The organism is Sanguibacter sp. Z1732 (genome assembly GCF_051020515.1).
Taxonomy (GTDB): domain Bacteria; phylum Actinomycetota; class Actinomycetes; order Actinomycetales; family Beutenbergiaceae; genus CALKWS01.
On record NZ_CP194857.1, the window covers coordinates 1,442,633 to 1,458,317 of the forward strand.

A 15,685-nucleotide genomic window follows, 5' to 3' on the forward strand; every position below is an offset into this window, starting at 1 on the left:
CGTGCGCCCTGCGCACGCCCGGGCCTTCGCATCACCCTCCTGTCACGGAGAGACCGTGACCGCCAAGTCCAGAGGAGGTGGGTTGAAAGCATGCGCAATTACGAAATGATGGTGATCCTCGACCCCGAGGTCGATGAACGCACCGTGGCTCCGTCGTTGGAGAAGTTCCTCAACGTCATCACCAGCGGTGGTGGCACCATCGAGAAGGTGGATGTCTGGGGCCGGCGTCGCCTGGCCTTCGAGATCGACCGTCGTTCCGAGGGCATCTACGCCGTCATCGACATGATCGCCACCCCCGAGCTCGCTCAGGAGCTCGACCGCCAGCTCGGCCTGAACGAGTCCGTGCTGCGCACCAAGCTCATCCGCCCGGAGACGCGCAGCAAGCGCGCCGAGGACTAAGGAGCGCCGCATGGCTGGAGAAACCGTCATCACCGTGGTCGGCAACCTGACCGCGGACCCTGAACTCCGGTTCACCCCCTCGGGTGCAGCCGTTGCCAACTTCACGGTCGCCTCGACCCCGCGGCAGTTCGACCGCCAGTCGAACGAGTGGAAGGACGGCGAGACGCTGTTCCTGCGCTGCTCGATCTGGCGCGAAGCCGCCGAGAACGTGGCCGAGTCCCTGACCAAGGGGATGCGCGTCATCGCCCAGGGCCGCCTCGTGCAGCGCTCCTTCGAGACCCGTGAGGGCGAGAAGCGCACCGTGGTGGAACTACAGGTCGACGAGGTCGGCCCGTCCATGCGGTACGCCACCGCGAAGGTCACCCGCGCCCAGCGTGGCGGCGGAGGTGGCGGTTACGGCGGCGGAGGCGGCGGTGGCTACGGCGGCGGCGGCGGAGGCCAGCAGAGTTCCGGCGGTGGCAACCAGCCCGACGATCCCTGGGCATCCGGCGGCTCCACCTTCGGTGACGAGCCCCCGTTCTGATACGAACCATTCATTCTTGCCGGGCCCGTGCCCGGCACCCGCACATCAAGGAGTACCCCCATGGCTAAGCAGCCGCCCCGCACCAAACCGGTGGTGAAGAAGAAGGCCAACCCGCTCAAGGCAGCCAAGCTCGAGAACGGGATCGACTACAAGGACACTGCGCTGCTGCGCAAGTTCATCTCCGACCGCGGCAAGATCCGGGCCCGCCGGGTCACCGGTGTCACCACCCAGGAGCAGCGCCAGATCGCTCGGGCCGTCAAGAACGCGCGCGAGATGGCCCTGCTGCCGTACTCGAGCTCGGCTCGCTGAGGCTGAGGAGAAGAAGACTATGGCGACCAAACTGATCCTCACCCATGAGGTGACCGGCCTGGGCGCACCAGGCGACGTGATCGAGGTCAAGGACGGGTACGCACGCAACTACCTGCTGCCCCGTGGACTGGCCACCGGCTGGACCAAGGGCGCCGAGCGCCAGATCGAACAGATCCGCCGGGCCCGCACCAAGCGAGAGATCGCGACCGTGGAGGACGCCCGCGCGGTGCGAGACGCACTGCAGGCCAAGACCGTGGTGGTCCCCGTCAACGCCGGCGCCGGCGGGCGCCTGTACGGCGCGGTGACCACCTCCGAGATCGCCGAGGCCATCTCGGCCGCCGGTGGTCCGAGCGTGGACAAGCGCAAGGTGGAGGTCGATCAGCCGATCAAGTCCTTGGGCGAGCACACCGTCCAGGTTCGCCTGCACACCGATGTGTCCGCGACCGTTGAGGTCCACGTCGTTCCGGCGTCCTGACCCACGCTTGATCGCGCGTGCAGCGCGCAACCACGCGGCCCGGTGCCCCTTGCGGGTGCCGGGCCGCGTGCTGTGCGGGCTGCGTTGGCGCACCGCCAATCCTGCAGGCTGCCTCCCGGACGCCCAGCACCTCCTCCGCACCGATGCGGTGCGCCCGGGCCCGCCTCCTCGGGGCAGTTCTGCCCATGGTCCGGGCGGGGCGCGCCCGCCAGAGTGGGTCCGACACGAACTCCCGACGAAAGGTCATCATGCTCAAGAAGTTCAGCGCCGTCCTCCTGGCCGGCCTCCTCCTCCTGGCCGCGTGCAGCAATGCCGTGGGGCAGTCCGAGGTCGAGGAGACCACGGGCAACAGCCTGGAGGGGCTGATCGGAGAGCGCCCCCATGTGGAGTGCCCAGGTGACCTGGATGCCGAGATCGGTACCGAGATGACGTGCGTGGCCTCGATGGAGGGGGAGCCTGATGAGTACGAGGTCTACCTGGTGGTCAGCGAGGTGGACGACGGCACCGCCTACTTCGACATCGAGGTGGCCGAACAGCCGATCGGCTGAGTTCCCCACCGGCTGAGCGCGACCCATCGGCCTGAGCCCGGCGCCGCCGCCGGCTCAGGCCGATTCGCGTACCAGGAGGCGGTGCGACACCTTCCGCGCGGTGCCTTCGGTTTCACCGGGGACGGTCCTGCCGTCGAAGATCTCGATCGCCAGGTCCACCGCGTGCTCGGCCACCTCGTCGAGGTCCAGTGCCAGGGTGGTCAGTTCCGGCGAGACCACCGTGCCCAGGCTCAGCCCGTCGATTCCGGCGACCCGCACCTGGTCAGGCACCGCGATCCCGGCCCGGCGGAAGCCCTTGAGCAACCCGCACGCGGTGAGGTCGTTGAAACCCAGCACCGCATCGGCCGCGGCGGCGCCGGACTGGATCTCGGGCACCAGTGCGGCTGCCACGCTGATCCCTCCGGCCAGGTCATCACCGCCGGAGCGGGTGGGGTCCCCACCGGCCCCGGGCTCCGGGTAGGTCAGCACCCGCACCGGCACCTGGTGCCGGGCCATCGCGGCGGTGAACTCCCGGGCCCGCGCGTTCCCGGACCCGGGCACCGCCATCACCGGGTGGCGCACCCCTGCCCCAGCCAGGTGGTCGGCCAGATCTGCCATCGCCGCGGCGGCATCGAAACGCACCACCGCATGGCCGGACCCCGCATCGCCGTCGATCACCACCAGTGGAAGCAGGTCACCCCGGTGGTCGTGCGGGATGGCACCCAGATAGCCGACGACGGCGTCCGCCTGCTCACCGAGATCGGCGAGCAGTTGCTTCGGGCTGCTGGCGTGCCGGGAGTCGGCCAGCACCACGTTCCAGCCGCGCCGGGCCGCCGCCCCCACCACGGCCGAGGCCAGTTCTGGGTAATAGGGGTTGATCAGGCTGTGCACCACCAGGGCGATGGTGCGGCGCTGCCCGCTGACCAGGTCCCGGCCGAACCGCGAGGGCCGGTACCGCAACTCCCGGGCCACCTGCAGCACCCGCTCCCGGGTGGCCGGGGCGATCTCGGCCATGTCGTTCATCGCCCGGGTCACCGTCTGGCGGGACACCCCGGCCGCAGCCGCCACATCGACGATCGTGACCCTGCCGCGCGCGGCCATCGGCTCAGGCACCCGCGCGCGGAGCGCTTCCGCGCGACTCCCCGGCCCCCGCTCCCGGTCCCGGTGTGGGGCCGGAGCCTGCCTCCTCCTGGTCACGCAGGTCCAGCCAGGCCACGTCCTCGGCGCTCAGTTCCACCTGCAGCGCCAGCATCGAGGAGCGGAGTTCGGCCAGCGAGCGTGGGCCGATCAGGGCGAAGGTGGGGAAGGACTGGGCGAGCACGTAGGCCAGGGCGATCGCCGTCGTCGGGACGTCCCGTTCGGCGGCCATCTGCGACGCGCGGTGCAGCCGCTTGAAGTTGTCCTCGGAGTAGTAGCAGCGCACCAGCTCGGCATCGGAACGATCCTGGGGATGCGCCCGGCCGGTGAAGAAGCCGCGCGCCTGCGCCGACCACGGCAACAGCGGGAACCGTTGTTCCTCGAGCCAGCGCCGGCTCTGCGGGTCGGACACGTGCTCGCATCCGGTCCAGGGCACATCGAGGGCACGGGCCAGGGAGAAGTGGTTGCTCAGGGCGGCGAAGCCCTGCATCTGGTGCTCCTGCGCCCAGGTGTTGGCCCCCTGCAGGCGCGCCAGTGACCAGTTCGAACCACCGAAGGAGCGGATCCGCCCGGCGCTGATCTGTTCGTCCAGGGCCTGGACGAACTCACCGACCGGTACCTGGGGGTTGTCCCGGTGCATCAGGTACAGGTCGGCGTGGTCGGTGCCCAGACGCTCCAGGGACTCGGTGAGCTGGCGCCCGATCGACTCCGGGTCGCAATGCGGGGTGTGGGCGCCCTTGACGATGAGGCGGACCTGATCGCGCAGTCCCCGGTTGCGCAGCCACTGCCCGACCAGGCGTTCCTGCAGCCCGCCACCATATAGATGTAGGCGGTGTCAAAGGTGGTGCCGCCGCTGGCGAAGAACGCATCGAACAGGGCCGAGGCGTGCGCAAGGTCGGGCTGGTTGTCACAACCCAGCACCAGGCGGGAGAACTCGCCGGCACCCTCGATCGGTGCGCTCGGGATGCCCCCGGTGGTGGGGGCGCTGACCTCCCGTAGAGGCGGGATGTCGGCGGTGTCGGTCTCGAAGGGGTAGCGCAGCCCGAGTGCGGCCCGCCAGCGGTCCAGGCCCTGGGATAGTTCCAGGGAGTGGTCAAGGGGGAGTTCGGGCACCTCGCCGGCACCGGCCGCGGCGGCCCGGGCCAGCGCGTCGGCCTCCAGGGCGTAGGTGTGTGCCTCACCGGCGGTCACCACCTCCGGTTCGCTCCCGAGCAGGGCGATGGTGGCCGCGGCGTCACCGGGCTGCAGCAACCATGGGTCGGTGATGGTCACGGTGCCGGCGGTGCCGTGCACCGCGATGGTGGAGGGGGTGTGCATCCGGATGCCGGTGCGGATGGTGGCGGTCAGGCCGCCGGTGAAGCCGAGCGTGGCCAGTGCCCACTCATCGACGCCACCGCTCACCTGCCCGCGGGCGTCCAAACGTTCGGGGGCACCGCAGACCCCGCTCGCGCGGGCGACCGCCTGGGCGAAGGAGAAGGGGTACCCGCCCACGTCCAGGATGCCGCCACCGGCGACGGCCGGATCGAACAGCCGCCCGGTACCGCCGGCCCGGAAGGAGAAGGCTGCGTCCACGTGGTGGACCTCCCCCAGCGTGCCGTGGCGCACCAGGTCCAGCACGTGGGTGATCAGCGGGTGGAAGCGGTACATGTACGCCTCCAGCAGCACCTTTCCGCTACTGCGTGCCGCTTCAACCACCGCCATCGCGGTGCCGTGGTTGGGTGCCAGCGGCTTCTCGCACAGCACGTGCTTGCCCGCCGCCAACGCCATCAGGGTCAGTTCCGCGTGTGTGGTGTGCACGGTGGAGACATAGACGGCGTCCACCTCCGGGTCGGTGAGGACCTGCTCGTAGGTTCCAGCGCTGCTTGCCCCGAACTCCTCGGCGAAGGTCTGCGCCCGGCCGGCGTCGGTACTGCCGACGGCGGTCAGCCGCCCGTGCCGGCTGTGCGGGAGTTGGGAGGCGAACCGCCTCGCGATCCGGCCCGGTCCCAGGACCGCCCAACGGACTGTGGTGGGCATCTGTGCTCCGTTTCCTACTGCGTCGTGCATTTCCGTGAACGTTCACGGACCAGCGTAGACCCGCCCGTCGCCACTCCGGAAGAGGCCAGGGTTGCCCTCGCAACGGCGCGCGGGCCGAGCGGCGCCTGCAGGCGCTCGCAGCACTCACGGTCGGTGCCGGGCCGGCACTCGACGACTACGGGGCGGGCCGGTGCGGGACCTACCCGCGTGCCGCCGTCGTCGGGTTGTTACGTCGCGCCCAGCACCATCCAGGCGGTGCCGCGTGCGCGGATCCCGGTGGTGATCGCCCTGGCCAGCATGAACGCGCCGGCGAAGGCGCTCCACAGCCAGATCAGGCCGGGCACGCCCGGGGGTGCGAAGTACCACACCAGCCCGAGCAACGGCAGGTAGGCCACCAGCGTGATCACACCGGCCCAGGCCAGGAAGCGTCCGTCGCCGGCGCCGATGAGCACGCCGTCGAGCACGAACACCCATCCGGCGATCGGCATCAGCACCCCGATCACCACCAGTCCCCAGGCGCCGGCCTGCTGCACCTGGGGGTCGGCGTTGAAGAGGGGCGTGATCAACCAGCCGGTCCCGGCGAAGACCAGGCCGAGCACCGCCCCGGCGGCAGTGCCCCACTGCAGCGACCTGCGCATGATGCGCCGGACCGACTCCACGTCGCGCCGGCCCAGGCCGTGCCCGATCAGCGCCTGCGCGGCGATCGCGAGGGCGTCCAGGCCGAACGCGGCCAGGCCCCACATGGCGTTGACGATCTGGTGGGCGGCCATCGTGACCGCCCCGAGGTGAGTGGCCGCGGCGACGGTCAGCAGCACCGCGATGCGCAGCGTCAGGGTACGGACCAGCAGCGGCATCCCTGCGCGGGCGTTGGCCCGTATCCCGCCGAAAGCGGGTTTGACCGAGACCCCGTGCGCGCGGGCTCCGCGCACCACCACCACGGCCAGCACCACGCCCATCCCGATCTGGGTCAGGGCGGTGGCCAGGCCCGATCCCGCGATGCCAAGCCCCGCCCCGTGTACCAGGCCGATGGAGCCGATGGTGTTCACGATGGCCCCGGCGACGGCGACGACGAAGGGGGTGCGGGTGTCCTGCAACCCTCGCAGGGCGCCGGTGGCGGCCAGCACCACGAGCATGCCGGGGACGCCGGGCAGGGAGTAGCGCAGGTAGTCGATGGCGTGCGGGGCCACCGGGGCCGGGGCACCCATCAGGGTCACCACCCAGGGTGCGGTGACGAACCCGATGGTCATGGTGATCAGGCCGAGTGCGAGCGCCAGCCACATCCCGTCCATCCCCATGGCCAGTGCCTTGGGGGTGTTCCCGGCGCCCAGTTGGCGGGCCACCGCACCCGTGGTGGCGTAGGCGAGGAAGACGAAGATCGCCACCGCGGTGACCAGCAGCGTCGAGGCCAGGGTGAGGCCGGCGAGTTCGTTCACGCCCAGGCGGCCGACCACGGCGGAGTCGATCAGGACGAAGAGTGGCTCGGCGACCAGTGCGCCCAGCGCCGGCCAAGCCAGGGACAGGATGCGACGATCCAGTGCCCGGCCCCGGTCGGCGTGTTGGGCGGGCGTGTCGTCCACGGATCCTCCGACTTCTTTCCATACACAGCATCCACAGGGACTTTTCGTTGTGACGGCACGCTTCTGAGGTGTTATCCACACCTGTGTCCCCGCCCTGTGCACAACGAGGGGCCGCACTGTCCACACGGTGTCCACAGCCTAGATGGTCTTCGTGCACAGGGCGGGAACACCGGGGTTTGGCGTTCGGCCGGTGGGGCCCTAGCCTCGCGCTGGGTGGGTATCCGGCGTCGCAGGGAAGACGGCGCCGGGGTGGTCGCCCGGGAAGACCGGGAGTGCACCCGGAAAGGCCGACGACGCCAGGCCGGGTCACATGGGCACCGCACCGGTGCGGCCCGACCCGTGTCAGTGGTCGGCTGTAGAACATGAGTACGGAATTTCAGCGAGGACGGCGAGGGGCACAGTGAGACGGAACCAGGGGGTGGGCCGATGAGCCTGGCAGAGATGGCTCCCCCGGGGGAGTCCTTCGACAAGACCCCACCGCAGGACGTGGCGGCCGAACAGAGCGTGCTGGGCGGCATGCTGATGTCCAAGGACGCCATCGCGGACGTGCTGGAGGTGGTGCGGGGCACCGACTTCTACCGCCCGGCGCACGAGGCGATCTACGAGGCGATCCTGGACCTGTACGGCCGGGGTGAGCCGGCGGATGCGGTGACGGTCTCGGCGGAGTTGACCAAACGCGGTGAACTCGGCCGGATCGGCGGGGCGCCCTATCTGCACACGTTGCTGTCGTCGGTGCCCACCGCAGCGAATGCCGGGTACTACGCCCGGATCGTGCGGGAGCGCGCGGTGCTGCGCCGACTGGTGGACGCGGGCACCCGGATCGTGCAGTTGGGCTATGCCACCGATGGCGGGGACGTCGACGATCTGGTGAACACCGCCCAGGCCGAGGTCTACGCGGTCACCGAGCGTCGCACCAGCGAGGACTACGTCCCGCTGAAGGACATCATCAACGCCACCATGGAGGAGATCGACGCCGCCTCCCACCACGGGGACGGCATGGTGGGGGTGCCCACCGGCTTCGTCGACTTCGACGCCCTGACCAACGGCCTGCACGCCGGGCAGATGGTCGTGGTCGCGGCCAGGCCGGCTGTGGGAAAATCAACCCTGGGACTGGACTTCGCGCGCGCGGCCTCGATCAAGCACGGGATGACGTCGGTGATCTTCTCTCTGGAGATGAGCCGCAACGAGATCTCCATGCGGATGCTCTCGGCGGAGTCGCAGGTGCCGCTGAACAACATGCGCAAGGGCACGATGCGCGACGAGGACTGGACTCGACTGGCCCGCACGATGAGCCGGGTCTCCGATGCCCCGCTGTTCATCGACGACTCTCCGAACATGTCACTGATGGAGATCCGCGCGAAGTGTCGCCGGCTCAAGCAGCGACACGACCTCAAGCTCGTGGTGATCGACTACCTGCAGTTGATGAGTTCGGGTAAGCGGGTGGAGTCGCGCCAGCAGGAGGTCTCGGAGTTCTCGCGGGCGCTGAAGTTGCTGGCCAAGGAACTGGAGGTGCCGGTGATCGCGATCTCCCAGCTCAACCGTGGCTCGGAGCAGCGCACCGACAAGCGTCCCCAGATGAGCGACCTTCGCGAATCGGGCAGTATCGAACAGGACGCCGACGTCGTGATTCTGCTGCACCGCGATGACATGTACGAGAAGGAGTCGCCCCGCGCCGGTGAGGCGGACATGATCGTGGCCAAGCACCGTAACGGCCCCACCGACACCATCGTGGTGGCCTTCCAGGGCCACTACACGCGCTTCGTCGACATGGCGCAGTGACCGTGCCGTCGCGATTGTCGAGAGATGCCGCGACGCCGGCACATCTACCCCGACCCGCACAGGGAGATGCCGCAGTTCTGGTCTCGAAGCCCTTGGGGCCCTCCTCGATCTGAGGCATGTGGTGGTAGGCGGCGACGAGTGCGTAGGGCCCAAGTAGGGCGTCTGAGTGCAGTTGGACCACACCGATCACCGACGAGGTCTGCTTGACCACCCTGCAGGATCCACTGAGGTCCGCCGGCGGCACGTACTACCATCGAGGGTGAGAGGCTCGGTGGAGGACTTGAGCGCAACTCTGGTGACGGCAGCGCGGACGGCGTACCAGCGCCGTGACTGGCATGCTGCCCGCGAAGGCTTCACCAAGGCAGAGGCTCAGGAGGACCTGGCCGCCGAAGACACGTTCCTACTCGCGGACGCAGCCTGGTGGCTCGGTGAGGTCGAGGAGTCCTTGGCGGCCGCAGAACGCGCCTATCGCCGCTACCTCGAGGGCGACCTACCCGCGCGGGCTGCGATGGCCGCGATTCACATCGCGGTCGACCTGTTGCTCCGCGGCGACACGGTGCTGGGCTCCGGATGGCTGAGTCGCGCCCAGCGGCTGCTCGACGATCACCCCGACTGCGCCGAGCGTGGCTACCTGATGTACATCCTCGAGGTGGAGGCAGGTCTGGGCGGGCCGGTCGGCGATGACGTGGTGGCGAGCGCGGCCGGCGTAGCGGATCTCGGCCGGCGACACAACGACGCCAACCTGGTGGCCCTGAGCATCGTTGGGCACGGACGAGCGCTGGTCAAGCAGGGCCGCACCACCGAGGGGCTCTCGCTTCTGGACGAGGCAATGGTCGCGGTGCTCACCGAGGATCTCCATCCGACGTGGGCGGGAAACATCTATTGCCACCTGATGGCTGCCTGCCACGAACTGGGAGACGTGCGCCGGCTGGTTTCCTGGACCGCGCCCACCACGCAGTGGCTCGACAGCCTGCCCGCGGCCGTGCTGTTCACCGGGATCTGCCGGGTGCACCGCTCCCAAGTCCTGCAGGCCAGTGGCGGATGGTCTGAGGCCGAAACGGAGGCCGCCAAGGTGTGCGCGGATCTGGAGCACCTGCACGTCGCGAGCGCCGCCGAAGCGCACTACCAGGTCGCCGAACTGCGGCGGCTGCGCGGGGAGTACGACGACGCAGACGTTGCCTATGAGCAGGCCCGTGCCCGGGGTCGCGATCCCCAGCCCGGCCTGGCTCTGCTCCAGTGCGCGCGCGGCCAGCACGATGCAGCCCTGGCCGGCCTCACCATCGCCGTCGGGTCCGCCGTGGACGCGCTGCGGCGTCTGCCGCTGCGGGTCGCCCAGGTCGAGGTCGCGCTGGCCGCCGGTGAGGTGCAGGTCGCGGAGCAGGCAGCCACGGATGTGGCCGGCATCGCGGCTCGTTACGCCACCTCGGGGTTCACTGCCACCGCACACGCCACCCGTGGCGCGGTGTACCTGGCCCAGGACCGCCTGGAGGAGGCGGTGGGCGAGTTGCGCGAAGCGCACCGGCTGTGGAGCGAACTCGGTGTGCCGTATGAGTTGGCCCGGGTGCAGGCCCTGCTCGGGCGTGCCTGTCAGGCCCTGGGAGACCTCGACGGCGCCCGCCGGGAACGTGCGGCGGCGCAGCGGGTGTTCGCCGAACTCGGCGCAGTCGGTGACCTCGAGCAGGTGACGGCCCTCGATGGGACGAGCCGAGGCGCCGGCAAACTCACGCCGCGCGAGGTGGAGGTACTGGCCGTGGTCGCCCTGGGGGGCACCAACCGGGAGGTCGCGGCGGAGCTGTTCATCAGCAGGAAGACCGTGGCCCGGCACCTGTCCAGCATCTTCGCCAAACTTGGCTGCTCCTCCCGCACAGCGGCCACCGCCTACGCCTTCGAGCAGGGCCTCGTGCCGCGCTCACCGCGCTGACCGCCCGACCGTGTCCTGACGGCACTGACTGCTGCGCGCGCCTACCCGGCGCCGTCCGTGCGCTGACCGGGTGACCTCGCCGGTGCTGTGGGTCAGATGACCCATGACAGGTGCGAGGTTGGGCAATCGGCCCGATGCGCGTCGTCGACGTCGACTCCTAGCGTGAGGCAATCGGTCACGAGAAGGGACTCCTCATGTTGGATCTGCGGCAACGACTCCGGGGCGAGGTCATCGACGCCGATGACGCTCGCTATGACATCACCCGCGCCCTCTACAACGGCATGATTGACAAGAAACCCCGGATGATCATCCGCTGCACCAGTGCCGCGGACGTGATCAACGCCGTTGCCTACGGGCGCGAGACCGGGCTGCCGATCGCCATCCGTGGCGGCGGGCACAACGGTGCCGGCTTCGCCAGTTGCGACGACGGCCTGATGATCGACCTCTCGCCGATGAAAGGGGTGCGGGTCGACTCGGCGACCCGCACCGTGACGGCCGGACCCGGGTGCACGCAGGGCGACGTCGACCAGGCCACCCACCCGTCCGGGCTGGCCGTGCCCGCCGGCATCGTCTCCTCGACCGGGGTCGGGGGTCTGACCCTCGGCGGTGGGCACGGGTACCTCACCCGCCAGCAACGTCGTCCTCGCCGACGGCCGATTGGTGACCGCCAAGCCCGAGGAGCACCCGGATCTGTTCTGGGCGGTTCGCGGTGGTGGCGGGAACTTCGGGGTGGTGACCAGGTTCCTCTTCCGCGCACACCCGGTGGACACCGTGTTCGCAGGGCCGATCTTCTTCGACGTCGCCCACGCCCGGGAGGTGATGGCCTGGTACCGCGACTTCCTGCCCAGGGCCGCACCCCGGTTCTCCCCCTTCCTGGGACTCAAGCGGGTGCCGTCGGTGCCGCCGTTCCCGACGGAGATCCGGGGAAGGCAGTCATGCGTCCTGGTGTGCTGCTACGACGGGCCGGAGGACGAGGCTCGTGAGGCGATGCGCCCGATCCGTGACGAACTGCCCACGCCGTTGCTGGACGGCTGCACCCAGATGCCCTACCCGGCGCTGCAGTCCATGTTCGACCCGCTGCTCCCGCCCGGACTTCAGTGGTACTGGAAGGGCGATGTGGTCAAGGAATTGCCCGACGCCGCGATCGATGCCCACTTGGAGCACTCCGCCCGGGCACCGGGTGAGAAGTCCCTGATGCACCTGTACCCCATCGACGGGGCGGTGCACGACGTCGATCCCGCCGACACCGCGTGGCAATTCCGGGACGCCACCTGGTCCATGGTCATCGCTGCCATCGACCCGGATCCCCGGCTCGCGGAGCCACTGACCCGCTGGGCCCGCGCGTACTGGGAGGCGATCCACCCGTTCACCGTCGGCGGGGCGTACGTGAACTTCATGATGGATGAGGGTCCGGATCGGGTGCGCGCCACCTACGGCGACAACTACGGCCGGCTCCTGCAGGTCAAGTCCGCCTACGACCCGAGCAACCTGTTCCATGTCAACCAGAACATCCAGGGGTGAGGGTCATGCCGAGCAGAATCGACTCGATCGAAGCCACTCCAGAAGGCCCGGCCTCCGCGCGTGCCGCACCGTCGGGAGTTGCAACGGCGTCGACCCCGGACTCCGACCGGCTGCAAGCGTTCATCGAACGCTACGGCGCCGACCAGGCCGCCACGATGCACGCCGCCACCGTGGTGCTGGGCGACCGGCTCGGGCTCTATGCCGCACTCGCTGCCCATGGTCCCTGCCCACCCGAAGACCTTGCGGAGGTGACCGGCTGCCACCCGCGGCTGCTGCGGGAGTGGCTCAACGCCCAGGTGGCCAGCGGGTACACCGAGCATGACCCCGCCGGCGGTACCTACTGGCTGACCCCTGAACAGGCGGCGTGCCTGGCGGATCCGGCCAGCCCGACCTACCTGATCGGTGGAATGCTCGCGGCCAGTTCCAACCACAAGGACGTCGACACCCTCGCCCGCGCCTTCACCTCCGGCGGCGGCCTCGGGTGGGGCGGGCACCACCCCGACCTGTACGTGGGCACACAGCGTCTCTTCGGGCCGGTCTATCGCGCCAACCTGGTGCCCCATTGGATCCCCGCACTGGAGGGCATGCAGGCCCGGCTCGAGTCCGGGGCGCGAGTGGTCGACGTCGGATGCGGTCATGGCGAGGCCCTGATCCGGCTGGCCGAGGCCTACCCGGCCTCTCGGTTCGCCGGATTCGACAATCACGTCGCCTCGATCGAGGCGGCACGCACCGCGGCAGCCGAGGCCGGGGTCAGCGACCGCGTCACCTTCGAGGTGGCCACCGCGGAGGACTTCCCCGGCCGCGACTACGACCTGGTCTGCGTCTTCAATGCCTTGCACGAGTGGGGCGATCCAGTCGGTGCGGCGCGGCACATCCGTCGCGCCCTCGCACCGTCTGGGACGTGGATGTTCACCGAACCGCGAGCCGACGACGACCCGGCCGAGAGCGTGCGGGCGCGCACCTTCTACTCCGTCTCCACCATGGTGTGCACTCCGAGCGCGCTCGCCAGGGCGCGCCGAGGCGGCCCTGGGCGCCCAAGCGGGGCAGGCGAAACTTGAGCAGGTGGCCGGTCAAGCCGGGTTCACCCGGTTCCGGCGGGCGGCCCAGACCCCGATGTTCATGGTCCTGGAAGCCCGGCCCTGAAGGTGGTGGCCGTGACCCGGGACGTGGACACCGCCCCTCGCACTGCTGAGCGGGATGTGGCGCGATTGGTTCCGCTCGTGGCCGCCGCGATGACCTCGCAGTCATTGTTAGCGGTGCTGACTCCCTCGCTCGTGGCTGTCGCGACCGACCTCGGTGTCGAGGTCGCGGCGGCCGGACAGGCCAGGTCCCTCACCGGCGCAGTCGCTCTTGCAGGAGCCCTAGCCCTGCTGGTCTCGGTCTCGGTCTCGTCCTTCGGGGTGCGACGTCTAGCCGTGGCCGGTGCGTTTCTCGTTCTTGCCGCCAGCGCGTCGGTGGCCACGGCGACCGGCCCGATCCACTACCTGGTCGCCCACGTGCCGGTGGGACTGGCGATCGCCACCCTGCTTACCGCGGGATTCGCCGGACTCGGCGGCTTCACCGGAGGCAGTCGGGCGTGGGCCGCCGGTTGGGTGACCGCAGCCCACGGGTTTGCCTGGGTGATCGGGAGCCCGATCAGCGGTGCCTTGACCGAGCACATCTCCTGGCGGTCCACCCACGTGTTTCCCGCGATCCTGGCCCTCGGTGTCCTCACGCTCGCCGGGCGCTTCGCCGGCCCGGCGGGCACCGTGAGTCGCGGTGGGTTGGCCAACATGCCACGGCCCGCCTACCGCTGGGCCGTGGCGGAGACCTTGGCGTACATGGGATGGGCGGGTGTCCTGACGTACGTGGGGGCGCTGTTCGTGGTGGGACTGGGGACCACCGAAGGGCTGACCGGATGGGTGCTGTCCGCCGGGGCAGTGAGCTTCGTCATCGCCTCGGTCCTGGGTGGCCGACTCGCCGCGGCCGGAGACCTGCGGGTCACGGTGTACGTCCTGTCCGGACTGCTGGCCGTTGCCGTCGCCGGGGTTTTCGGCAGCGCTCTCCTCGATGGCGACGCGCGCCCGCGGTGGCTGGTCGGTGCGGTGGCCTACGCGGTGGCCAACGCCATCGCGGGCGCCCGGATCGCCACGACGAACGTGCTGGGTATGGCTCAGCACCCGGAGCGGCCGGAACTGATGATGACAGCTCTCGCCGGTGCCATTCAGGCGGGCTACCTGCTGGGTGCTGCGCTGTCCGGCCTCGCCCTTGCCGTCGGAGACTGGGCCGTGTCGGGCCTGGTGCTCGCACTGGTGATCGCGGCCTCGGCGGTGCTGACCGCTCTGAGGCCGAGCCCTAATCGGAACGAACCATAGTCGCGTGAGGGCTCGCCGCCGGCGCCATGATCCAGGCAGTGGCGGGCACGGTGCAGTGACCCATCGACTCGGCTTGCGCTGGGGCTAGGCAACGGCCTGCCACTTCACTGGTAGGACCACCAGCGCACCCCGGTCACACAAGACGTGCGCGCGTTGTGTGGTCAGCGAGGCGCAGCGGGTGGATCGGTGGTGTGTCGTTCCGCCTCGGCGATGTGCTTGATCGCCGCGAGGGTGCGCGGGATGCCTTGGTGTGCGGCGCGGGTGCGTTCCTCGATCTGGGACGGCGCCTCCGCGCCATACCGCCTGGCGAACATCTCCAGCCCGGCTGGCAGGAATTCCCAGTGCTCGGTGACCTCGGTCCCGCCGTCGACGGGTCGCAGCGCGTAGCCCCACCGAACGTAGCCGTCGCCTACCTCCCAGGCGAACGCCCGGCCTGGCTCCGCCGCGACCACCGTTGACCGTGTCTGCCAGGAGCGCTGCGGTGTCTCATTGAAACCGGTGAACTGCGCGCCGACGCCGGTGTTGTCGGGGTCTTCCCACTCACAGCGACGGCAGATCGGGCTCCATTCACCCGTGCGGGTGACGTCGCTGACCAGGGCATAGATGGACTCCGGTGAAGCGGCGACGGTGATCGACTCGGCGTAGCTTCGCTGCCATCCTCATCATCTCGTATGCGCATCGCCGCTGGGGGACGGGTGAGGCCCTACGCACTCAGGGCTCGGGTTGACTCCCCTGGCCGAGCGGGTCTGAGTCAGCTCTCGCCCGGTTGGTTCAGGAACCAGCGATGACCGAACGGGTCGATGAAGACCGCTACCCGCCCGGCGGGCGGACTGTCCTCGGGGCCGCGCGTCATCGATGTCCCGGTCGCGACGACGCGGGCGGCGGCCGCGTCGACGTCGGTGACCGTGAGATGCAGCGACACCGCCGACCCGCGGGTCGGGTCGGGGGCGGCTACCCCAGCGGAGTCGAACTGGTCGGAGATCATCCAGCGCGCCTTGCCGATCGCGAGTTCGCAGTGGCCGACCCGGCCGTCCTCCATGACGATCGGCTCGTAGGTGACCTCTGCGCCCAGCGCGGCGACGTACCACTCGATGGCGGCTCGGGCGTCGGCGACGCAGAGATATGGAGTCAGCTCGGTCATAAGGTT

The 15,685-nt window shown here is 69.8% G+C and carries 14 protein-coding genes and 3 pseudogenes; 11 read left to right on the forward strand and 6 right to left on the reverse strand.

Annotated features, from left to right (window positions below; all coding sequences use genetic code 11):
• The first annotated feature begins 90 nt into the window (after positions 1-90).
• The 5 genes from rpsF (at position 91) to ACRRRO_RS07690 (ending at position 2,254) form a co-directional block, all read left to right on the forward strand.
• Entirely contained in the window at positions 91-399 is a 309-nt protein-coding gene (rpsF, locus tag ACRRRO_RS07670) for a 30S ribosomal protein S6 (RefSeq protein WP_424795566.1), read from the forward strand.
• 10 nt (positions 400-409) lie between these two features.
• Positions 410-922, forward strand: a complete 513-nt coding sequence (locus ACRRRO_RS07675) for a single-stranded DNA-binding protein (RefSeq protein WP_424787292.1) — start codon at positions 410-412, stop codon at positions 920-922.
• A gap of 60 nt (positions 923-982) precedes the next feature.
• Positions 983-1,231 (forward strand): 30S ribosomal protein S18, encoded by a 249-nt coding sequence (rpsR, locus tag ACRRRO_RS07680; RefSeq protein ID WP_424787293.1) that lies wholly within the window; start codon positions 983-985, stop codon positions 1,229-1,231.
• Positions 1,232-1,250: 19 nt separating this feature from the next.
• Positions 1,251-1,706 carry a 50S ribosomal protein L9 gene (gene rplI, locus ACRRRO_RS07685; RefSeq protein ID WP_424795565.1) on the forward strand — a complete coding sequence of 152 codons (456 nt, stop codon included), beginning with the start codon at positions 1,251-1,253 and terminating at the stop codon, positions 1,704-1,706.
• 248 nt (positions 1,707-1,954) lie between these two features.
• Positions 1,955-2,254 (forward strand): DUF4333 domain-containing protein, encoded by a 300-nt coding sequence (locus ACRRRO_RS07690; protein WP_424795564.1) that lies wholly within the window; start codon positions 1,955-1,957, stop codon positions 2,252-2,254.
• Positions 2,255-2,308: 54 nt separating this feature from the next.
• On the opposite strand, the gene ACRRRO_RS07695 is transcribed toward ACRRRO_RS07690, so the two are convergent.
• From ACRRRO_RS07695 to ACRRRO_RS07710, 4 genes and pseudogenes are all read right to left on the reverse strand, one after another.
• Entirely contained in the window at positions 2,309-3,334 is a 1,026-nt protein-coding gene (locus ACRRRO_RS07695; RefSeq protein WP_424795563.1) for a LacI family DNA-binding transcriptional regulator, read from the reverse strand.
• A 4-nt stretch (positions 3,335-3,338) separates the two neighbouring features.
• On the reverse strand, positions 3,339-4,178 hold the full coding sequence (locus tag ACRRRO_RS07700) for an aldo/keto reductase (RefSeq protein WP_434081566.1): 840 nt from the start codon (positions 4,176-4,178) through the stop codon (positions 3,339-3,341).
• Between the two features lie 521 nt (positions 4,179-4,699).
• Positions 4,700-5,416 (reverse strand): annotated as a pseudogene (locus ACRRRO_RS07705) (Gfo/Idh/MocA family protein); the annotation flags it as partial.
• A 197-nt stretch (positions 5,417-5,613) separates the two neighbouring features.
• Positions 5,614-6,963 (reverse strand): MATE family efflux transporter, encoded by a 1,350-nt coding sequence (locus ACRRRO_RS07710; RefSeq protein WP_424795561.1) that lies wholly within the window; start codon positions 6,961-6,963, stop codon positions 5,614-5,616.
• Positions 6,964-7,389: 426 nt separating this feature from the next.
• Here ACRRRO_RS07710 and dnaB point away from each other — a divergent pair, with 426 nt between their 5' ends.
• The 6 genes and pseudogenes from dnaB (at position 7,390) to ACRRRO_RS07740 (ending at position 14,538) form a co-directional block, all read left to right on the forward strand.
• On the forward strand, positions 7,390-8,742 hold the full coding sequence (dnaB, locus tag ACRRRO_RS07715; RefSeq protein WP_424795560.1) for a replicative DNA helicase: 1,353 nt from the start codon (positions 7,390-7,392) through the stop codon (positions 8,740-8,742).
• A gap of 280 nt (positions 8,743-9,022) precedes the next feature.
• The gene (locus tag ACRRRO_RS07720; protein WP_434081334.1) at positions 9,023-10,663 is read left to right on the forward strand and encodes a LuxR C-terminal-related transcriptional regulator; all 1,641 of its coding nucleotides are present in this window, start codon (positions 9,023-9,025) and stop codon (positions 10,661-10,663) included.
• Between the two features lie 302 nt (positions 10,664-10,965).
• Positions 10,966-11,235: pseudogene (locus ACRRRO_RS07725) on the forward strand (FAD-binding oxidoreductase); the annotation flags it as partial.
• Between the two features lie 34 nt (positions 11,236-11,269).
• Positions 11,270-12,184 carry an FAD-binding oxidoreductase gene (locus ACRRRO_RS07730; RefSeq protein ID WP_424795558.1) on the forward strand — a complete coding sequence of 305 codons (915 nt, stop codon included), beginning with the start codon at positions 11,270-11,272 and terminating at the stop codon, positions 12,182-12,184.
• A 5-nt stretch (positions 12,185-12,189) separates the two neighbouring features.
• Complete coding sequence (locus ACRRRO_RS07735; protein ID WP_434081335.1) at positions 12,190-13,242, forward strand: methyltransferase domain-containing protein; 1,053 nt, start codon at positions 12,190-12,192, stop codon at positions 13,240-13,242.
• Positions 13,243-13,338: 96 nt separating this feature from the next.
• On the forward strand, positions 13,339-14,538 hold the full coding sequence (locus tag ACRRRO_RS07740) for an MFS transporter (RefSeq protein ID WP_424795556.1): 1,200 nt from the start codon (positions 13,339-13,341) through the stop codon (positions 14,536-14,538).
• Between the two features lie 161 nt (positions 14,539-14,699).
• Here the strand turns inward: ACRRRO_RS07740 and ACRRRO_RS07745 are convergent.
• Together ACRRRO_RS07745 and ACRRRO_RS07750 are read right to left on the reverse strand one after the other, a co-directional pair.
• Positions 14,700-15,173, reverse strand: a pseudogene (locus ACRRRO_RS07745) (SRPBCC family protein); the annotation flags it as partial.
• 116 nt (positions 15,174-15,289) lie between these two features.
• Positions 15,290-15,679, reverse strand: a complete 390-nt coding sequence (locus ACRRRO_RS07750) for a VOC family protein (protein WP_424795554.1) — start codon at positions 15,677-15,679, stop codon at positions 15,290-15,292.
• Between the last annotated feature and the right edge of the window lie 6 nt (positions 15,680-15,685).